This is a genomic window from Cobetia sp. 5-25-4-2 (assembly GCF_013374075.1).
Classification (GTDB): Bacteria; Pseudomonadota; Gammaproteobacteria; order Pseudomonadales; family Halomonadaceae; genus Cobetia; species Cobetia marina.
Genome location: NZ_BLWK01000001.1, coordinates 462,568 through 483,080 on the forward strand (window position 1 = coordinate 462,568; position 20,513 = coordinate 483,080).

Annotated in this window: 16 protein-coding genes; 14 read left to right on the forward strand and 2 right to left on the reverse strand. The window is 66.3% G+C overall.

Annotation, left to right across the window (positions count from 1 at the left end):
* The first annotated feature begins 133 nt into the window (after positions 1–133).
* The 8 genes from HXS65_RS02050 (at position 134) to sixA (ending at position 10,536) form a co-directional block, all read left to right on the forward strand.
* Complete coding sequence (locus HXS65_RS02050) at positions 134–1,048, forward strand: glucosaminidase domain-containing protein (protein WP_176492984.1); 915 nt, start codon at positions 134–136, stop codon at positions 1,046–1,048.
* A gap of 69 nt (positions 1,049–1,117) precedes the next feature.
* Positions 1,118–3,211 carry an AAA family ATPase gene (locus HXS65_RS02055; protein WP_176492985.1) on the forward strand — a complete coding sequence of 698 codons (2,094 nt, stop codon included), beginning with the start codon at positions 1,118–1,120 and terminating at the stop codon, positions 3,209–3,211.
* A 34-nt stretch (positions 3,212–3,245) separates the two neighbouring features.
* Complete coding sequence (locus HXS65_RS02060) at positions 3,246–4,892, forward strand: YdiU family protein (protein ID WP_176492986.1); 1,647 nt, start codon at positions 3,246–3,248, stop codon at positions 4,890–4,892.
* 607 nt (positions 4,893–5,499) lie between these two features.
* Positions 5,500–6,732: an NAD(P) transhydrogenase subunit alpha gene (locus tag HXS65_RS02065; protein WP_205632706.1), complete on the forward strand. Its 1,233-nt coding sequence runs from the start codon at positions 5,500–5,502 to the stop codon at positions 6,730–6,732.
* Positions 6,729–7,061, forward strand: coding sequence for an NAD(P) transhydrogenase subunit alpha (locus HXS65_RS02070; protein WP_077372330.1), 333 nt, complete (start codon positions 6,729–6,731; stop codon positions 7,059–7,061). The genes HXS65_RS02065 and HXS65_RS02070 overlap by 4 nt, the downstream gene beginning before the upstream one ends.
* On the forward strand, positions 7,061–8,449 hold the full coding sequence (locus tag HXS65_RS02075; RefSeq protein WP_176492987.1) for an NAD(P)(+) transhydrogenase (Re/Si-specific) subunit beta: 1,389 nt from the start codon (positions 7,061–7,063) through the stop codon (positions 8,447–8,449). The genes HXS65_RS02070 and HXS65_RS02075 overlap by 1 nt, the downstream gene beginning before the upstream one ends.
* 308 nt (positions 8,450–8,757) lie before the next feature.
* On the forward strand, positions 8,758–9,885 hold the full coding sequence (locus HXS65_RS02080) for an NAD(P)H-dependent glycerol-3-phosphate dehydrogenase (protein ID WP_176492988.1): 1,128 nt from the start codon (positions 8,758–8,760) through the stop codon (positions 9,883–9,885).
* Positions 9,886–10,026: 141 nt separating this feature from the next.
* Entirely contained in the window at positions 10,027–10,536 is a 510-nt protein-coding gene (sixA, locus tag HXS65_RS02085) for a phosphohistidine phosphatase SixA (RefSeq protein ID WP_077372339.1), read from the forward strand.
* 117 nt (positions 10,537–10,653) lie between these two features.
* Here the strand turns inward: sixA and HXS65_RS02090 are convergent, their stop codons facing one another.
* A complete protein-coding gene (locus HXS65_RS02090) occupies positions 10,654–11,604 on the reverse strand; it encodes an AEC family transporter (RefSeq protein WP_176492989.1) in 951 nt (316 codons plus the stop codon).
* 46 nt (positions 11,605–11,650) lie between these two features.
* Positions 11,651–11,839, reverse strand: a complete 189-nt coding sequence (locus HXS65_RS02095; protein ID WP_176492849.1) for a hypothetical protein — start codon at positions 11,837–11,839, stop codon at positions 11,651–11,653.
* Positions 11,840–12,048: 209 nt separating this feature from the next.
* Here HXS65_RS02095 and HXS65_RS02100 point away from each other — a divergent pair, with 209 nt between their 5' ends.
* The 6 genes from HXS65_RS02100 (at position 12,049) to HXS65_RS17525 (ending at position 20,467) form a co-directional block, all read left to right on the forward strand.
* Complete coding sequence (locus tag HXS65_RS02100; RefSeq protein ID WP_167593040.1) at positions 12,049–13,233, forward strand: ABC transporter ATP-binding protein; 1,185 nt, start codon at positions 12,049–12,051, stop codon at positions 13,231–13,233.
* Entirely contained in the window at positions 13,230–15,947 is a 2,718-nt protein-coding gene (locus tag HXS65_RS17630; RefSeq protein WP_176492990.1) for a GldG family protein, read from the forward strand. Before HXS65_RS02100 ends, HXS65_RS17630 begins: the two co-directional genes overlap by 4 nt.
* On the forward strand, positions 15,944–17,191 hold the full coding sequence (locus HXS65_RS02110; RefSeq protein WP_176492991.1) for a DUF4340 domain-containing protein: 1,248 nt from the start codon (positions 15,944–15,946) through the stop codon (positions 17,189–17,191). Before HXS65_RS17630 ends, HXS65_RS02110 begins: the two co-directional genes overlap by 4 nt.
* Positions 17,192–17,291: 100 nt before the next feature.
* Complete coding sequence (locus HXS65_RS02115) at positions 17,292–18,227, forward strand: alpha/beta fold hydrolase (protein ID WP_084209780.1); 936 nt, start codon at positions 17,292–17,294, stop codon at positions 18,225–18,227.
* The gene (locus tag HXS65_RS02120; RefSeq protein WP_176492992.1) at positions 18,224–19,180 is read left to right on the forward strand and encodes an alpha/beta fold hydrolase; all 957 of its coding nucleotides are present in this window, start codon (positions 18,224–18,226) and stop codon (positions 19,178–19,180) included. Before HXS65_RS02115 ends, HXS65_RS02120 begins: the two co-directional genes overlap by 4 nt.
* A gap of 48 nt (positions 19,181–19,228) precedes the next feature.
* On the forward strand, positions 19,229–20,467 hold the full coding sequence (locus HXS65_RS17525) for a patatin-like phospholipase family protein (RefSeq protein WP_240704166.1): 1,239 nt from the start codon (positions 19,229–19,231) through the stop codon (positions 20,465–20,467).
* Positions 20,468–20,513: the final 46 nt, after the last annotated feature.

A 20,513-nucleotide genomic window follows, 5' to 3' on the forward strand; every position in this document is an offset into this window, starting at 1 on the left:
CGCTGGCGATGAGATGGGCTTCTCCAGACGGCATTTTTGGGGTTTCATGCAGCCTCATGAGATACGCTGCCAGTGATTATGCGTCTTGGATGTGTCCATTCTCATCACATGTCTCATCACATGAGCGCCGCGCATGACCTACCTGCTTTCCTGTCGACTCCCGAACCGCCGCCAGTCCCTGCAGCCTCTCGCGATGGCTCGTGGCCTGCTGGCCGCCGGCGAGCGACTCCTGCGCCGTTTTGCCAGGTCACGCATGCAATGTCGATCCGGCCTCTGCCTTTTGATGGTGGTGATGGCCGTGTGCTCGGTCGCCGAGGCGGCACGCCTGGATGACGAGCTGCTGGTCAGGGACACCACCCATCAGATGCCGGACCTGCGTGTCCTTGCTGCCGGCAATCCACGCAAGGTCGCCTTCTTCGAGCTGATGATCCCGCTGGTGGTGGCCCAGAATCAGCGTCTTTCGGAGCAGCGTGACTGGCTGCAGGCGATGCGTCGGCGAGCAGGCGAGGCCGGCAGAGACTACAGCGAGCGTGAGCAGGAGCGATTGAATGCCCTGTGCGAGCAGGCGCAGCAGCGCTGCAGCGTCAGCGCCGCGGACATCGGCATTCCCTGGGACGACCTGCTGGCGAGCATCGATACCCTGCCACTGGACATGGTAATGGTACAGGCCATCGAGGAGTCCGGCTGGGGGACGTCCGGTCACGCCCGCAACGCCAACAATCTGTTCGGCATGCGCTGCTTCACCTCCGGCTGCGGTACCGGCCGGGCAGGGCGTGAATATCAGCGCTTCGAGAGTCTGGAGGCGGGGCTGGCCGCCTATTACCAGAACCTCAATGCCAACCCGCGTTATGCCAGGATGCGCCAGCTGCGGGCCCGCCTGCGCAATGCCGGTGAACGGGTGCGCGCCGAGGATCTCATCCCGATGCTGGGCGCCTATTCGACCCGGGGCGAGGCCTACTTCGCGACGCTCAATGAGCTGTTGCGCTGGAATCGCGGCCTGATCCGTACCGTGCGTGAGCGCCTGGCGGCCAATGGTGTCTTGTCGTGAGCCCTGGTGCTGGATATCGTCCTGCGTGAATCGCTTGTCCCACGGTCTGACAGAAGGGATCATGCCCCGATGCATCTGAGCAATGATCAACGGCGGATTCTCGCCCACCCCTTTCCCTCGCGACTGCGCGATCGCACGCCGGCCACCAGTGCCGAGAACAGCGATTGCGTGGTGGTGCGAGCCTGTGCCGGCAGCGGCAAGACCGTCCTGATGGTGGAGCTGGCGCGGACCTATGCCGATGAGATCCTCATCTATACCTCACTCAACCCGGCGGTCGCGGGACGTACGGCCAGCCAGCTGCCGGCCAATGTCCAGTCCCTGTCGTTGCACCAGCTGGCGCGTCAGGCGCTGCAGGAAGAGTACGGCGACAAGCTCAAGCGGCAGCCGGACATCACGCGCCGACTGTCGCCCCAGAGCCTCAACTGGCTGGGCAGCCTGTCCAGTCAGTCGCGCAGCCTGATCGCCCAGGGACTCAATACCTTCTTCACGCTGAGTGATGCCGTGCCCATGCCGGAGCATCTGCCGGAGGGCTGCGCCGACCGCTTGAGCGCCAATGAGCTGCGCCAGCTGGTCGAGAGCATGCGACTGGTGTGGGAGTGCCTGCTGGACCCGGCGGACCATCAGCAGGCGCTGTCCTTCAATGCCTTGCTCAAGCTGTGGTCCCAGCATGGTCAGTCGCTCGATGCCGATCTGGTCATGCTGGATGAGGCCCAGGACGCCACGCCGGCGCTGCTGGCCATGCTGAGACGTCAGCGCTGTGATCTGCTGCTGATCGGCGACCCACACCAGAGTCTGGCACGCCAGGCCGAGGGGCTGAGCTCGCTGGATTCGCCGCTGCTTGGCGATGCCACCGTCTACTCCCTGCCGGGGGCCTGGCGATTCGGGCCGTCACTGGCCGCGCTGGGAACGCGTCTGGCGGCCTGTTCCCCGACCTCGCGCGAGCAGGCCATGAGCGGTCTCGGGCCTGCCACGCGTCTGGCGGCACCGGGTGTGCGTGAGGCCTTGCTGACCGCCGGCGCGCGACATGCCGTGATCAGTGCCGGGCCCATCGCGGCGCTGGGTGAAGCGCTGGCACTGCATCAGCGTGGCATCGCGGTGGCATGGCTGGACGGCATCGAAGGCTATCCGCTGGCGGGTCTGCTGGACCACTGGCGCCTGTGGCGCTGCCACCAGCTGGCGGAGCAGGGCGACAGGCACGAGCAGCAGCAATGGTGGCGTCAGTTGCCGCCAGCACTGACGCGGCTTGGCCAGACCCCGGCACAGGTGCTGGGGGCTCTCGCGCGTCTCGATGATCATCAGGCGCGCAGCCTGCACGAGCTGGCCTCCTGGTACGCGCAGGCGCCGCTGGACCAATGGATCGGTGAGCTGCGCAGGCAGGATGGTGATCTGCAGGCCGCCATCCTGGCCGACCAGACCGTCACGCTGCCTTGCGTCATGCTCGGGACCGTCTTCCGCGCCAAGGGCCTGGAGTTCGATTGCGTCGTGCTGGCGGATGACCTGATGTTGCCCGGTGAACGACAGCAGCTTGCCAATCAGGTGCTGGTCACCAATCTGACCTACACCGCAGCCACGCGGGCACGACAGCTGCTGGTGCTCAACGAACGGCTGAGCCACTGGTGGCAGGCGCAGGCCGAGAGTGAGCGCTTCCCTCTGATCCAGGAGTTGCCCGCCGAGATGCTGGCGATGTGGCGTCCGGCCGCGGGGGGGCAGGCGGCGGGGGCTGCCCATGGCAGCCGTGCCCCTCACCCCTGGTGGGGGCGCGCGCGGCTGGCCGAACTCGCCCTGACGCCCCGCAAGCGTCTGATGCTCAAGCGGACTCATCAGGCCGTCGACGAACCAGTGCGACCGACTCGGGCCGCCGCCGAGCACCGACAGACCGGTGCCGAGCTGGCCCCCGACGTGCAGACCCGGCCTCGTCACGACGACGGCCTCCAGGCGCTGGAGCGTCAGGCACACAGGGACAGCACGGCGCGCAAGCTGTATGACATGGCCAGCCAGTTGCCGCCGGGGCGTCCGCCAGGGGGGCTGCGTAGCCTGTTGACCCCTGAAGTGCCCCCCGCGACAGCCCCTGGGACTGGCCGTGACGAGGAGCGTGGCTCCCGTGAATCCCCGGATGGGGCCGTCACGCCCCCGCGTCCGCGCGACCCGCTTTCCGATGAATGAATCCAGCGAAGACAGCCCGGCTGTCGGAGATAACGTGCCTGATCTGATGTCATTGAGCTTCAACAACCGCTACGCCCGTCTGCCGGAGCACTTCTACAGTCGTGTTGCGCCGCAGCCACGTCAAGGCACTCGCCTGGCCGATGTGAGTCCTGACTGCGCCCGGCTGCTGGGCCTGGACTCGCTGGTGGCGGAAATGGCGTCAAGCCGGGAGGATCGCGAGTCACTTCGCCTGCTGATGGCAGGGGAGCGCCTGCTGCCGGGCATGGACGCGCTGGCCCAGAAGTACACCGGGCACCAGTTCGGTCATTACAACCCGCAGCTGGGCGATGGGCGCGGCATGCTGCTCGGTGAGCTTCAGACCGAGAACGGCAGCGTCTTCGACCTGCATCTCAAGGGAGCCGGGCGTACGCCATATTCCCGCTTCGGTGATGGGCAGGCGGTGGTGCGCTCCAGCGTGCGCGAGTATCTGGCCAGTGAGTACATGGCGGCGCTGGGCATCCCGACCAGTCGCGCGCTGGCATTGGCGGTGAATGCCGAGCAGGTCCAGCGCGAGACGCTCGAGCCCGGTGCCACCGTGCTGCGGGTCTGCGAGAGTCATCTGCGCTTCGGACATTTCGAGTGGCTGGCGCACTCCGGCCGTCACGCCGACCTCAAGACGCTGATCGACCACGCCCTGCGTGAGCACTTCCCGGAGTGTCTGCCCGACACGGAGAAAGGGGCATCGCGCGCAGGTGAAGCGCCGAGCGCGCCGCTGGCGGATGAGACGCGCATCGCCGCCGCGCTTTTGATGTTCGAGACAGTGATCACTCGTACCGCGAAGCTGATCGCGGCCTGGCAGGCGTATGGCTTCGTGCATGCCGTGATGAACACCGACAACATGTCGCTGTTGGGGCTGACCTTCGATTATGGCCCCTATGCCTTCCTCGATGGCTACGAAGAGAATCTGATCCCCAACCATACCGACCAGGCCGGGCGCTATGGGTTTGCCCAGCAGCCGGGCATCGGGCTCTGGAACTTGGAGCGCCTCGGGATTGCGCTGTCCCCGCTGATCGATGTGGAAGCGCTATCCGCCGCGCTGGGCGCCTATGAAGGCGAGTTGCAGCGCGAATATGCTCGCCTGATGCGCGCGCGTCTCGGGCTGCCGGATTCCCGGGATGAGGACATGACACTGGTGCAGCAATGGCGTGAGCTGCTGGCGGCCGGCAAGGTGGATCACACCCACGCCTATCGTCTGCTCAGCCATTGGGATGTCACGCAGGCCGCGCCGGAAGCGCTGGTCGTGCGCCTGGCGGGCGAGCGTGGGCCGTACGGCAACTCGGCACAGGCGCGCGATGAAGCCTCGGCCTGGCTTGCACGCTATCAGACACGTGTCATGGCCATCGGGCTCTCCGCCGATGATGAGCGCCAGCGGCGCCTCGCCATGCTGGGTGTGAACCCGCTCTACGTGCCGCGCACGCATCTGTTGTTGGAAGTGATCGCGCGGGTCGAGCAGGGCGATGACACGACGCTCGAAGCGTTCCGTGAGCGCCTGAGTGCTCCGTTCCATCGTCCTGAAGAGGACAGTCTCGAGGCGGCGCAGGCACTCGGTCAGGCGCAGGGTGTCGAGGCGGAACTCGTCGATGACTGGACACGCCCGCCGGCGGCGAATGCCGCGCCGATCTGCATGAGCTGCTCTTCCTGAGCCGCGCCTGGCGAGAGGGCTGGACCGCTTTCTGACAGTGCAAGCGCTGGCCGAGCATCCGCTGGGCGCAATGCCGGGATCATGCACTGGTACTCACCTCGGCGCCATCACGAGGGGAGGCTGCTTCGGTGGCATCCCGTTTCCCGTGGCAATGGCGGCAACAGCCATAAGCTCGAGATTATGCGATGCATAACACAAAGCTGAGCTATTCTTGGAAGGGCCTGATTCACAAACTCATTGGAAATCAGTCGCTTGGCGAGATGTGGAGTGTCGTTCAGGCATAAGCTCACTGTTATGTCGCGCATAACGTTAGCTTTATGATTGATTTTATTGCCTTTTTTGCAATGCAGCGCTTGACCCTGATACACCGACGAGAAAAGACTGATACTGGACACTCATCGTGTCACAGGGGATGTCAGGCCTCTTGGCCGTGCGTGACCCGCGGCTTGCGATTCCGGCACGCCTCACCTGTGACAGACAATAACGTCGCTGAAAGCGCATCGGGCAGGCAGGGATGACGCGAATCAGCGCTCAACAGGAACGACGCCATGAACCTTTCAAGGCTGGCAGCCTCTGGCATGAACATGGATGTGAAACGAGGTGCGCGATGCTGAATATTCTTGTCGTGCGTGAAATGCGTGCGCCCGATACTGTCTCGCAGGCCGCAGACGGACAGCAGGGCAGCGCAGATCCCACCCTGGCGCGCGGAGAATGTCGTGTCGCGCTGGACCCGGTGACGGCCGGCAAGCTGGCGCGTCATCTGGACAGCGCCATCGCTGACTCCGGCGACGCCATCGTGCACGTGGAGAGCGGCGCCGGGCGCCATGCGCACTTCGATGATGCCGCCTATGCCGAGCAGGCCGGAGTCGCCATCGTCGCCGAGCAGGACATCCCGGCGGCACGTGCCGCGGCGGACCTCATCCTCTGCGTGCGCACGCCCAGCGAGTCCCAGATCAACGACTTCCGTGAGGGTGCGGTCATCGTTGCCCTGATGACGCCGTATCAGAATCCGCAATTGATCCAGACGCTTGCCCAGCGCGGGTTGACCAGCCTGTGCATGGAGTTCGTGCCGCGCATCTCGCGTGCCCAGAGCATGGATGCCCTGTCCTCCCAGGCCGCCGTGGCCGGCTATCATGCCGCACTGCTGGCGGCCAACGAGTCCTCGGTATTCTTCCCGATGCTGACCACCGCTGCCGGCACCGTGCGTCCGGCACGTGTCGTGGTGGTCGGGGCCGGTGTCGCGGGGCTGCAGGCCATCGCCACCGCCAAGCGTCTCGGCGCGCAGGTCTGGGCCTATGATATTCGCGCAGCCGCCCGTGAGCAGGTCGAGTCGCTGGGGGCCAAGATGATCGATACCGGCGTCGATGCCTCCGGTGAGGGTGGTTACGCCCGTGAGCTGACCGATGAGGAGCGCGCCCAGCAGGCCGAGGCACTGGCGCGTCACATGGGCGATGCCCATGTGGTGATCTCCACCGCGGCGATTCCGGGGCGTCCGTCGCCGCGCATCATCAGCCGCGAGATGGTCGAGGGCATGAAGCCCGGCGCCGTGCTGGTGGATCTGGCGGCGGAAGGGGGCGGCAACTGTGAGCTGACCCAGCCCGGTGCCCGGGTCGAACATGGCGGCGTCACGGTGCTCGGCCCGCTGGACATGGCCTCCAGCCTGTCGGTCAATGCCAGCGAGATGTACGCCAAGAATCTCTTCAACCTGCTGACACCCTTCATGAAGGATGGCGAACTGTCGCTGGACTTCGAGGATGCGGTGCTCGGCCCGATGCGCCTGACCGAAGCGGGCCGCATCACCCACGATGACGTACGCGCTCGCGCGGAGGACGCCGCATGATCGAAGGACTCTCAGCCATATACATCCTGATGCTGGCGGCCTTCGTCGGCTACGAGGTCATCTCCCGGGTACCGGTGATCCTGCATACGCCGCTGATGTCCGGTTCCAACTTCATCCATGGCATCGTGCTGGTCGGGGCGATGATCGCCCTGGGCCAGGCCGAGACCGGCATGCAGCAGTTCATCGGCTTCATCGCCGTGTTGCTGGGTGCGGGGAATGCGGTGGGCGGCTACGTCGTCACCGAGCGCATGCTGGAAATGTTCAAGGCCAGTGATCGCAGCAAGGGCGCTGACGCGGCCAACGCCATCAACGACAAGGAGGCTCGCTGATGAACTGGCTGGTCGAAACAGGATATTTCGCCGCGGCGGTGGTCTTCATTCTGGGCCTCAAGCGCATGTCGCACCCCACCACGGCGCGCAGCGGCATCCACTGGGCCGGGATCGCGATGGTCGTGGCCACGCTGCTGACCTTCCTGCACCCGCAGATTGAAGGGCGCTACGGGCTGATGCTGCTGGCCATCGTGATCGGTGGCGGCATTGCCTGGTACTCGGGCAAGAAGGTCGCGATGACCGACATGCCGCAGATGATCGCCATCTACAACGGCATGGGCGGCGGCGCGGCGGCGGCGATCGCCGCGGTCGAGCTGATGCGCATGAGCGACAACCCGGGACTGATCGAGCAGCACGGCTCGCTGGCCCTGTGGCTGGGCGTTCTCGGCGCCTTGATCGGTGCGGTGGCCTTCTCCGGCTCCATCATCGCCTGGGCCAAGCTGGACGGGCGCATCAAGAAGGCTGTCCATTTCCAGAATCAGCAGCTGATCAACATGATCGTGCTGGGCCTGGCGATCTATCTCGGGGTGGTGATCGCGGCGGTGGAGCCGTCAAGCTCGCTGGTGATCGTGTTCTTCGTGCTGGCACTGCTGTTCGGCGCCATGCTGGCACTGCCCATCGGCGGCGCGGACATGCCGGTGATCATCTCGCTGTTCAATGCGCTGACGGGCCTTGCGGTGGCAATGGAAGGTTTCGTGCTGGGCAATGCCGCGATGATCATCGCCGGTACCGTGGTCGGGGCGGCGGGTACGCTGCTGACCCAGCTGATGGCCAAGGCGATGAACCGACCGATCCGCAACGTGCTGTTCAAGCAGTTCGGTGGCGCAAGCGGCGCGGAGCAGGGCGAGATCGAAGGCAGCATGAAGGCTTCTGATCCGATGGACGCTGCCGTGCAGCTGGCCTTCGCCGAGCGCGTCATCATCGTGCCGGGCTATGGTCTGGCGGTGGCCCAGGCGCAGCACAAGGTCTGGGAGATGGTCGAGCTACTGGGCGAGCGTGGAGTGGAAGTGCGCTTCGCGATCCACCCGGTCGCCGGTCGCATGCCGGGCCACATGAACGTGCTGCTGGCGGAAGCCGGGGTGCCCTACGACATGATCGCGGACCTGGACGAGATCAACAACGACTTCGAGAACACCGACGTGACGCTGGTCATCGGCGCCAATGACGTGGTCAATCCGGTCGCCAAGAACGATCCCTCTAGCCCGCTGTACGGCATGCCGATCCTCAATGCCGATCAGTCACGCAACGTGCTGGTGATCAAGCGTGGCCAGGGAGCAGGCTTCTCGGGTGTCGAGAATCACCTGTTCTATCTGGACCACACGCGCATGGTCTATGGCGATGGTCAGAAGGTGGTGGGCGACATGATCACGGCGCTCAAGACACTCTGAACTGACTGCCGGGCGGTGATCGCTGCCTGATGCAAGACGCGATGGCCATCGGCCTTCGTGACGACGCCGGCAACTTCCGGGCTCCTGCCTTGAGAGTTGCCGGCGTTTTCGTGTTCGCCATTCCTCATCAAGGAGAGTTGAATATGACGTCATCGCCACCACTGTCAGGATGTCATCGCCCACGCAGGCTTTGGCTTGCGAGGGCAGCCCGACAGGTGCCGACGACAGGCACTGACTAGAGGTACAATGCGCGACAGTTGCCGAATCCGCCTTTCTTTCTCCTTCTTACGCCACTACCAGGAGTCTTCATGTCTGCCTCTTCACCCGCTCCTCGTCGCGCCATCCGTGATCGCGAGCTTTCGGAAAGTGCACCGCAGGCAGCCGGCTTGAATGTCTGTGTGCTGGGCGGCGGCAGCTTCGGCACCGCGATCGCCTCGATCGCCGCCGACAATGGTGCCAATGTCACCCAGTGGATGCGTGATGCAATCCAGGCCGAAGAGGTCAACACCGAGCACCGCAATTCGGGCTATCTGCCGGATTTCGTCATCAACTCGGCCGTGCGGGCCACCACCGACATGGCAGAGGCCCTCAAGGAGGCGGAACTGGTGTGCGTGGCGATTCCCTCCAAGGCGTTTCGCAGTGTGGTGCGTCAAGCGCGCCCGCATCTGCGCGAGGAGCAGATTCTGGTCGCGACCACCAAGGGGATCGAGAGCGAAGGCTTCACCCTGATGAGCGAGGTGCTGGAAGAGGAAACCGGCTTCTCCCACATCGGCGTGCTCTCCGGCCCCAATCTGGCCAGTGAGATCGCTCAGCGTCAGCTGACCGCGACGGTGATCGCCTCGGATGACCCCTACACCCGCGCACGCGTACAGACGGCCTTCGGCTGTGATTACTTCCGGGTCTATGCCAGCAATGATCGCTACGGGGTGGAGCTGGGCGGGGCGCTGAAGAACATCTACGCCATCGCCGCGGGCATGGCGGCGGCCCTGGGCATGGGGGAGAACACGCGTGCCATGCTGATGACACGGGCGCTGGCCGAGATGAGCCGTTTCGCCGTGGCCAAGGGCGCCAATCCGATGACCTTCCTCGGCCTGGCCGGCGTGGGGGATCTCATCGTCACCTGCTCGTCGCCATTGTCGCGCAACTATCGGGTCGGCTACGCCCTCGGGGAGGGGCGTACTCTGGATCAGGCCGTGGAGGTGCTGGGGCAGGTCGCGGAAGGTGTCAATACGGTGCGACTGGTGCAGGATGAGTCAGAGCGTCTGGAGATCTACATGCCGCTGGTGAATGGCATGGCCAAGGTGCTCTTCGAGGATGTCGATCCTCACCACATGGCCCGCGCCCTGATGGGCGGTGAGCAATCCACGGATGTGGAGTTCGTGCTTTCGCGCGAGTCCGTCAAGCAGGCGCGTCAATTGGAACCTGATGGCTCCTGAAGACTCTCAATTCCATGGCGTGGCATCGGCTGAGTGGTGCCATCCCGTTCCTCGCTCGGCGCTCCGGCCGTGCGAGCACTGTCATCGACCGGCGAGGGCGGATCTTCGTCCCGCGCGGTAGTCACCCTTCAGGAGAAAGCCATGAGTGTATTGATCATGCGTCACGGGGAGGCAAGCTCCGGCTCGCCGGACGCCAGCAGGGAATTGAGCGCCCGAGGGCGTGAAGAAGCCCGCCGCATGGGGCAATGGCTGGCGCATCAGTTGCCCGCGGAACGCCGTGCCCGCCTGACCCTCGTCGTCAGCCCCTTCACCCGTGCCCAGCAGACGGCGCAGGAAGTCTCCTCGGCGCTCAAGCTTGCCGGTGAGCAACAGACGACTCTGGAAATCATCACCCCGGATGACCCGCTCACGCCGGTGCTGGATTGGCTGCAGACCCACGTCCCGCCCTGCAGCGAGGCGCGTGAGCCGCGTGACTGGCTGATCATCAGCCACAACCCGCTGGTGTCGAGCCTGGCCAGTGCGCTGGTGGATGGCCCCGGCAGCACTCAGCTGGCCTTTGCCACCGCGAGTCTGGCGTGGCTGGATGCCGATATCTGGGCGGCAGGTCTGGCGGACCTGCACCACTTCGTCAGCCCGGCGGAGCTTGACTGAACACGCGCAGGCGCGTGCCCGGGACCGGGACCGGGACCGGGACATGAGCTTCAGACGCAAGCGCCCCCGTCAGCCATTCGCTGTCGGGGGCGCTTGCGTTGCGTCATCCGAAAGGTGCTAGACCAATCCGCTCAGCTTGAGGAGGAAGATGCCCAGGGTGATGGTGAGCGCGGCCATCAGGGTGCTGATGGCGATGATGTTGGCGGCGAGGCGATCATTGCCGCCCATGGCCCGCACCATCACGAAGCTTGCCGCCGCCGTCGGTGAGGCGAAGAACAGGAACAGCACGCCAAGTTCCGTGCCGCGAAAGCCCAGCAGCACGGCGAAGGCCGTGGCCACCAGTGGCACGCTGACCATCTTCATCAGGCTGGCACTCAGCGCCAGCTGGCGGCCTTCACGCAGTGAGCGCATCGAGAGGGTGCCGCCGATGCAGATCAGCGCCAGCGGCAACGTCATGCGCGCGAAGTAGTCACCGGAGGTTTCCAGCCACTGTGGCAGCTGCCAGCTGAACGCCGCGAAGGGCAGCGCCGCCAGGACACCGAGAATCAGCGGGTTGGTGATGATGCCGCGCGCGATGGCACTCCAGCTGGTGCGGCCATCGCCCAGATAACTCGATAGCACCACCACTGACAGCATGTTGTAGGACAGGATGACGACGCCCATCAGGATGCCGCCCATCGACAGGCCGAGATCGCCATAGAGGTTGGCTGCCAGTGCCAGCCCGACGATGGCACAGTTGCCACGAAACGCCCCCTGGACGATCTCGCCGCGCTCCTTCAGCGGAATGCGCCAGATGGCCCAGCCCCACAGCAGCAGGAAGGTCCCAAGCGTGGCGCAGGCGAAGTAGAGCAGCATGCCGGGGCGCAGGGCGTGATCGAGGTCCGCTCGCACGATGGACAGAAACACCAGTGCGGGCATGGTGCCCTTGAAGACCAGGGAAGAGGCGGTGCCGATGAAGGTGTCATCGATCCAGCCGAGACGCTTGAGACCCAGTCCCAGAAATACCATCGCGAAGACCGGCACGGTGATGTTGAGTGTCGCGACGAACAGCGCCAGCATGTCATTCATTCCAGTCTCTCGCTCATGTCAGTCTCTCGCTCATGTCAGTCCGCCCTCAGATCAGCCAGAAGCCGGTGATCAATGCTGCCGCCAGCAGTGCCCAGAACAGGCGATTGCGCAGGCGTGTGTCACGCTGCGGGCGCCTGGTCGAGCGCTCGTCCGTGGAAGACTCCAGGTCCTCGGGTGTCGGTGAGGCGTTCGAACGGGAGCCGCAAGAGGGCGAGTTGACGTGCGGATCGGGCATGGGAACTCCTGAAAGGGTGAGCGCGTGGTCCCGGCGCCTCACGGATGTCCGGCGCCTCGCCTTGCGGCAGAATAGCGCCAGCATATCAGGATTTTTCAGCGCAGCAGACTGGAAGGCGCGCGCCCGGCTTGGCGAGCGCAGGCTGTCCGCTTACCCTGTGCTGCAATCTTTCGGGCGCAGGCCCCACATCATCACAAGGAGCGGGTAACTTGCAGGACCCATACGCGACCTCTGCCGCATCGTCTTCCGTGCCCTTGCCCCATCAGCCTGCGCCTGTGCCACTGCTGGCAAGCCGGGGGCTGGGGCGTCAATTCGGCCTTCACCAGGCCGTGTCCGGACTTTCCTTCAAGGCCTTTCGCGGCGAAGTGATCGGTCTGCTGGGGCCCAATGGCGCCGGCAAGACCACCAGTCTGCGCATGCTGGCAGGCACCCTGGCGGCAACCGATGGCGAACTGACGCTCGAGGGAGAGGCCTTCGATGGGCGAGCCGGTCAGCGTCAGCTCAATCGCCTGAAGCGACGGATCGGCTATCTGCCGGAAGGGGCACCATTGTGGCCGCAGCTTACCGTGCGCGAGACGCTCGAGTGCGTCGCGGGCCTGCATGGTCTGTCGCGCAGGACTCGCAAGGAGCGCCTGCCTGCCTTGATGGATCGCCTCGACATCACGCCGTTCGCCAATCAATTGTGCGCCGTGTTATCCAAAGGCTATCGCCGGCGCGTGGCACTGGCGATGGCGCTGACCCATGACCCGGACATCCTGCTGCTGGATGAGCCCACCGATGGGTTGGACCCGCTGCAGAAGGACAGCGTGCGCGCCTTCATTCGCGAGCTGGGGCGCGAGCGCCTGATCATCGTCTCCACTCATCTGCTGGAAGAGGTGCCGCGGATCTGTGATCGCGTGCTGGTCATGGCCAACGGCCAGCTGGGCTTCGATGACACGCCGGCGGCGCTGGCGGCCCTGTCCGTCAGCGAGGCGGTGCCCAGTGCCTATCGTGAGCGACTCGGCGCCGCTCATGGCGGCACGTCGCCCCTGCCGGTGTGGCGGGTGATCCTGAGCCGTGAACTCAGCGAGCTGGAACTGGCCAGCGTCTCGCGGCTGCCCGGTGTCGCGGCCATCACCGCCGTGTCACCCGAGGGCGCCGAGCGAGTGTCCCGTTCAGGGCGACGCCTGATGGCGGACCCGGCCTATCGACTGGTGGGCAGGCCCGGGCAGGACCCGCGCTCCGCGCTGGCGCGGTGGTGCAGCTACATGCAGATACGGCTCGACGAGTGCGTGCATGAGCGGGGGGACATCGAGGTGGCATTCCGTCAGCTGGTGGCGCGCATGGCCGAGCAGCCCGCGCCATTGCCGCGCGTGAAGCGCCCCCTGGATGCGGATCAGGAGGTATCGTCATGAGGGCGATGATGGCGCTGGTGCGGCGTGACCTGCATCAGGCAATGACCCAGGGGGCCAGCTGGTCTCTGCTGGTGGTGATGGCGGTGCTGGCCCCGCTGGGGGCCTTCGAGGTCGGTGATCTTCTGGCACGTGATCGTGCGGACCTGGGAGCGCTGTGGCAGGTATTGCCATGGCTGCTGGTGCTATGGACACCGTTGCTGGCCCTGCGTGGCTGGCCGGAAGAGCGCGCCAATGGCCTGCTTGAATGGCTGTCAGGGCTCGGGCTTGGTCCATGGCGGCTGGCGGGCGCCCGCCTGGCAAGCGCCTGTGTGCTGGGCTGGCTGGGCCTGGCGATGACGGCACCGTTGCTGGTGCTGATCCACTGGCTGGGCGATCCCGATCTCGGCCTTGTGCTCAGCGGGTATCTTGGCATGGCGCTGTTGGTGATGGCACTGGCAAGTCTCGGTCAGGCGCTGGCGGTCCGTGCGCCCTCGGCGCTCTCGGCCTGGCTGGGGGCACTGGTGCTGGGGCTGGCGTTGATGCTGCCGGGCACGCCGGCGGTGACTGCTCAGCTGGCGCGTCATCTGGCGCCACACTGGGTGCAGCTGCTGGATCTGATCAGTCTGCCGGCCCATCTCACGCCCTTCAGCGAAGGGCGCCCCGCGCTGCTGGATGTCGGCTACTTCCTGTCGTTGACCCTGGCCGGTCTGGTGCTGCAGGTGCGTGGCCTCAAGCAGGAGCGCAACACGCGTCGGCAGGCGCCCCAGTGGCTGGTCGCCCTGGCCGTGGCATCAAGTGTCACGGCCGTGCTGCTGGCCGCCCAGCGTCTGCCCGCCATGGTATCCCCGAACGCGTCCAATCCGCTGATCACGGCGCATGATCTCACCGATACCCGCCAGCACAGCCTGAGCCCTGCCAGCCGGGAGCTGCTGTCGCGGCTGACATCCCCCGTGACGCTGACCTTCGCCTACAGCGAGCGCTTTGCCGCGGACCTCCCGCAGCTGCGGGAGCTGGCGACACGTATCGAGACGCGCCTGGGCGCCTTCGCGCGTGAGCCTCAGGTGCGCCTGAAGCGAGTGGACCCGCAGCCGGACAGTGCCGATTTCACGGATCTCGAGGCCCAGGGACTCACGGCGCTTTCGCTACCTGGCGGTGAAAGAATGCTGTTCGGTCTGATCATCGATGGTCCCTATTCCGAGCGCCGTGCGATCCCGATGCTCAAGGCCTCCGATCTCGGCGGACTGGAAGCGCAGGTCGCGCGTCAGATCCAGGAAGTCTCGCGCACCCAGCCACCCCGTCTGGGCGTGATCTCCAGCCTGCCGGTGATGGGTCAGCCGAGCATGGAGCAGGGCCGGGCACTGGGCAGCTGGGGGCTGATGGAGCGTCTCAATGCCCGCCTGCGCATCGACTGGCTGTCCGGCGGGGATGACCCGGCGCGCCCGATCGCCGATCAGGATGCGCTGCTGGTGATCGCCCCGCGCCTGTTGCCGACGGCGACGCTGACGGCGATCCGTGACTATCTGGATCGTGGTGGGCGAGTGCTGATGATGCTGGACCCGCTCCCCGAGATGCTGGATCAGCCAGCCCCGGCCTCCGAGGCTCTGAGCGCCTTGCTGGCCCATGCAGGACTTGAGTCACGTTCGGGCGAGGTGGTGGCGGACACCCGACTTGCCTTGCCGATCGGTCTGCTGGACGGCACGCGCGCCCTCAGTCCGACGCTGCTTGGCATCGGCCCGGACCGTCTGTCGGATGCCTTGCTGAACCAGAATGTCGATCAGCTGGTGATGTCCAGCGCTGGTTGGCTGGCCCCGCGTGAGGAGACGGCGGAGACACCGCCAGCGACCTCGCGGCAGTGGCTGATCCGAGGGGCCGACACCACGCGCCTGCTGCCGGCCGACAAGGTGTACGCCAATCGCATGGACCCGCGGCCGTTGACCGGCCTGCCTGGACAGGGCGTCGAGGAGGGTGGGCTGGCGGTGCTGACCCACTGGCCGGCGCCAGTGGATCAGGGGGCGCGTGACGACGGGCATGAAGACGGGCGTGAGGGCCAGCTGCTGGTGGTCAGCGATGTCGACATGGCCAGTGATCGCCTGTGGCGGCGCAGCGCGGCGGACGGCAGTGAGCGCGAGCTGAATGCCAATGCCCGTTGGCTGGAGAACGCGGTGGATGTGCTGGCGGGCAGCCCGGAGCTGGTGGCGCTGCGTGCCGGTGCCCATCAGGTGCGCGAGCTGACGCGACTGCATCTGCTGGCGGATCGCCAGGCGGCCGAGGAAACCCGTCTGCGCAATGACTGGCAGTCGCGCCTGAGTGCACTGGGGGCTGCCCCGGTGGCCGACAAGACGGAGGCGACACGCCAGCGAACGGCATTGGATGACATGCAACAGGCGTTCGAGAGCGCACTCGCGCGCCAGCAGCGCGCGGCGAATGCCGAGCGTGATGACCTGCATCGCAGGCTTCGTCTCTGGACCTTGCTGGCGCTGCCGGTGTTGCTGGGCCTGTTGGGTGAGCTGATCTGCTGGCGGCGCTATCACGCGAGCCGTCGAGCGGGCTATCGCCCTGCCGGGCGACTGTCCGGCCATCGTCAGCCCGGTCGTCATCGCCTCGGTGGCGGGGGACTGTCCGCGTCCACCAGCGCCGAGACGGCGTCGGCATCCGACAGGCCGGCCTCATCCAGCACGTCTGACCGAGCCGCTGAGGATCATCGCGGTGAGCGCCGCAGGGGAGGTGACGCATGAGTCGCTTCAATCGCGCCGGATGGGCGCTGACAGCACTGGCCTCGTTGCTGGCGATCGGGGCTCTGACGCTCGGCCCGCGTGAGTCGGGCTCGTTTCCGGATGCCGGGCCAGGCGCTCCGCTTCAGGAGGGCGAGGCCTCAAGCGCCATCCTGACACCGCTGCCGGCGTTGTCGCATGTCGCCGCGACGGCGCAGAGAATCGGCATTCGTCGCCATCCCGATGAGGCGCAGGACTGGCTGAGTCTGACGCGAGACCCGAAGGGGGATTGGCAGCTGGCATCACTGGGCAACTGGCCGGCGCGTCAGGACAAGGTGACCGGGCTGCTGCACCAGCTGAACGAGGCACGCCTGCGCACGCGCAAGCCCGCGACTGACCAGGCGCTTCAGGCGCTGGGCCTGGCGGGGCAGTCTCCGGTAGTGAATGTCACCGGCAGTGATGGTGAGGTGAGTCTGCAACTGGGCGGCACGCCGTCGGCTGCCCGCAGTGGTGCTGATGCCTTGCCGGGGCGTTACGTGCGCTGGCTTTCGCTGCCGGATTCGCCGGTGCTGGAACTGTCTCGCGACATCGGCTTGCCGGACTGGCGGGGCGGCCTGGCGGCAAGCGAGGTGCTGGATCTGTCCGCATTGCTGCACGAGATGCAGGGGCCGCCCGCGCTGAGTCGTGTGGAGGTGCGTCTGGCGCCTCATCCGCAGGCATCCCATACCCCGCATACGCGGGGGCTTGCCCCCGACAGCGCGGCGGCCGAGGCCCTCATGGCGGCGCTCTCGCCCCTGAACCAGAACGATCTGCGCCTGCGTGTCGCGCAGGCGGACTGGCAGCCGGCGGTCACGCTGACCCTGAACTGGTCCCACGCCGCGCGGCAGTATCGCCAGCCGCCATCGCGGGATGATCACCTGCAGCTGACGCTGTCCATCGCATCCGGCAGCAAGCCCTGGGCGCGTCTGACCCTGGAGGGCACGCGCTGGCCGGCGGCTCTGGTACGGCGTCTCGCGGCGGTGGAGATCCAGGTCAACGGTGCGCTGCGCGAGCGCTTGATCGGGCTGGGCAAGGTCATCGAGACCCATACCGGGCCTCATCCTGGCGTGTCCGCTGGCTCGGCAGAGGCGGGCGGTGGCCTCGAGGCGGGCAGACTGTCGCCAACGGCGATTCAGGCCGCTCTGCAGGCGGCTTCCCAAGCGAGCGAAGAGGTGGCTTCGACGGCGGATGCCAGGTCTGCCGCGCAAGGTGAGACATTAGGCGAGTAGCGTGGTGGCGGTGGGGCTGGCATGCTGGGAGACTGGGTCAAACGACCGTTTGCTCTGTGGCATCCGGCGACACCGCCACGCAAGGTGAGGAGACTTCATGATGACAGTGCCATCCCGCAATGCCTCATCAGCATCCGCTGGGCAAGCCGCCGTGGCGGGGGCCGTAGAGGTCACGCCGCAAGCGGAGCCTCGGGAGGTGTCCGAGCCGCGAGAGTCACGTCCGCTGCTGGCGTTTGCCCATGCCAATGGCTTCACCGGCGCCTGTTACAACAGCCTGCTGGCCCCGTTGGCCGAGTCGTTCGATCTGCTGCCGGTGGACAGGCTGGCGCATGACCCCGCCTATCCGGTGGGGCGCAATCTGATCGCGTTGCGGGACGAATGGCTGGCCTGTCTGGACACGGCGCTGGGGCCGGTGGGCACGCCGGACAGTCGCAAGGTCATCGGGGTAGGGCATTCGCTGGGAGGCGTGGTCAACTACATGGCCGCGCTCAAGCAGCCGGCGCGTTTCCACTGCGTCATCCTGCTTGACCCGCCCTTGATGCTGGGACGTGATGCCATCGGCCTCAAGATCGCCAAGCGCTTCGGTTTCATCGACCGTGTCACGCCGGCAGGGCGCACGCGTGGGCGGCGCGCCCGCTGGGATTCGCCTCAGGCGATGCATGATTACCTGCGTCGCCGCTCGCTGTTCGCCAACTTCACGCCCCGGGCACTTGCGGACTACATCGAGCATGCCACGCATCGCCACGGCGATGGCAGCCTGTCGCTGAGCTTCGATACGCGTCACGAGGTGGAGATCTTCCGGCATCTGAGTGATCACCTCACGGGCTCCGTGGCCAGGCTCAAGGTACCGGTGAAGATACTGGCAGGTGAGCAGTCGGACCTCTTGACGCCACCGCGCATCGCCAGGCTCCAACGGGCCGGGCTTGAGGTTGCCACGGTGCCGGGCGGACACATGTATCCCTTTGAGCATCCTGATCTGACGCGTGAGGCGCTGCTGGCGACCCTCACGCAATTGGCACCGGAGTTGATGGCATGAATTCCACGACGGGCACATCACGCCCATCCCCTCGTCCCTTGACGTTCACGCGTCGCTGCGGCGGCGAGATAGCGGCGCTGGAGTGGCGCTCCGAGCAGGCCAGCGCTGACGCCCCGGTATGGCTGGCGCTGCACGGCTGGCTTGACAATGCCGCCAGCTTCACGCGCCTGGCACCTCTGCTGTGTGAGCGACTGGGCATCCGGATCGTGGCCATCGACCTGGTCGGGCATGGTCGCTCGAGTCCCCAGGGGCCGGATGGCGACTATGCGGTGTGGGATTATTGTCACGATGTCATCGAAGCGCTGGAAGGGTTGCGAGGCGAGGGCATGTCGGAGGCACCGGTCACCTTGCTGGCGCACTCGCTTGGCGCTGCCGTCGCCGGACAAGTTGCAGCGGCCCTGCCGGAGCATGTCGCCCGACTGGTGCTGATCGACGGTATCGGGGCGCTGGCGACACCGGCTGACCAGGTGGTGGGGCAGTTGCGCCGTGGCCTGCTGGCGCGTCATGCGCGTCCGCTCTCGCGAGAGGCCTCAGGGAGCCAGCCGTCGCGTCGTGCGCACTATCGTGGCATCGAGGAGGCGGTGGCGGCGCGTGTGGCCGGTGGCGTCACGCCCGTGGATGCCGAGACGATACGCCCGGTGGTCGAGCGCAACCTCGAACCCCTCGAAGAGGGCTGGCGGCTGTGCAGTGATCGTCGTCTGCTCAGACCCTCGGTGATGCGCTATACCCCGGAGCAGGTACTGGCGCTGCTGGCCGCCGTCAATCAGCCGGTGCTGCTGATCGAGGGGGAGCAGGGTATCCTGAGGGAGCGGCCCGAAGCGCAGCTGGCGCGAGCGGCCGTGCGCGGGCTGGAGCGTTGCGTCCTGCACGGCGGCCATCACCTGCATCTGGAGCCGGGACATGTCGCGGCGGTCGCGGCACGGATCATCGACTGGACCGTCGCGGGCGAGTAGTCCGTCGCGCCAAGGTCATCCTTCATCATCGTCATCGGGAGACATGCCATGGCCAAGCGCAAGACCATCGCCCTGGCACTGGGGAGTGGCGGGGCACGCGGTTATGCCCATATCGGTGTCATCGAGGAAGTGCTGGCGCGGGGCTACGACATTCGCGCCATCTCCGGCTGCTCCATGGGCGCGCTGGTGGGCGGCATCTATGCCGCCGGTCAGCTCGACGCCTATCGGGACTGGGTGTGCAAGCTGGATTATTTCGATGTGCTGCGACTGGTGGACGTGACCTGGAGCCCGATGGGCGCCATTCGCGCCCGTCGCATCATGGAAGAGCTGGAGGCCCTGATCGGGGATACGCGCATCGAGGACCTGCCGATACCGCTCACCACCGTCGCCACGGACCTGATCGCCCAGAAGGAGGTCTGGTTCCAGAGCGGCAATCTGCTCGAGGCGATCCGGGCCTCCATCGCCGTGCCGGGGGTGATCACGCCGGTGCAGCGCGATCGCAAGATGCTGGTGGATGGTGGCTTGATGAATCCGTTGCCCATCACGCCGCTGGTGGCCGCGCATGTGGATCTGGTGCTGGCGGTGAATGCCACCGCGCACTCGCCGCGCAACCAGACGTTGGAGCAGATGCTGCCCCCGGCGGAGGCGGCCGAAGAGGAAGCACGCGAGGCCGCGCTGCAGGCGCAGGAGGGCGGATTCGGTGACTGGCTGCGTGGCGTGCGCCGCAGTGCCGAGCGCATGTTCTCGGCCGAGCGTGAGGCGACGCAGCCTCCTGAGCTCGCCGAGCCACCGCCATCCTCCACCTCGGCGGTGAGCCCCCTGGGCGGCGTGCCGCTGCCGCCGGGAGGCAGTCTCGCCCCGCCCTTCACGGCCTTGTCGGAGGCGCCGGAGACGGAGCCCGTCACCAGCACGGGCGCGACCCTGAACGATGTGCTGAATCAGGCCGTGAAGGAGGGCCGGGACGACGCTGATCCGCGCGAGGCGCAGGGGCGTCAGAGCGAGAATCGGGAGTCGCGGCGCCTCGCGGAGATCGAGGAGGGAGTCGACGACGACAATTCGCCGGAGCAGGCCTGGGGCAAGCTCGACATGATGATGCGCTCCTTCGATATCACCCAGGCGACACTGGCCAAGTACAAGATCGCCGGGTATCCGCCGGACATTCTGGTCGAGATCCCCAAGACGGTGTGTGGCGCCTACGAATTCCATCGGGCCGAAGGCCTGATCAAGCTGGGCCGTCACCTGGCCGCCGAGGCGCTGGATCGTTACGAGAAGGGGCTGGATGGCTAGGAGGTCGATGAGCACGCGGCAATGACGCAAGCCCCCGCCAAACGAG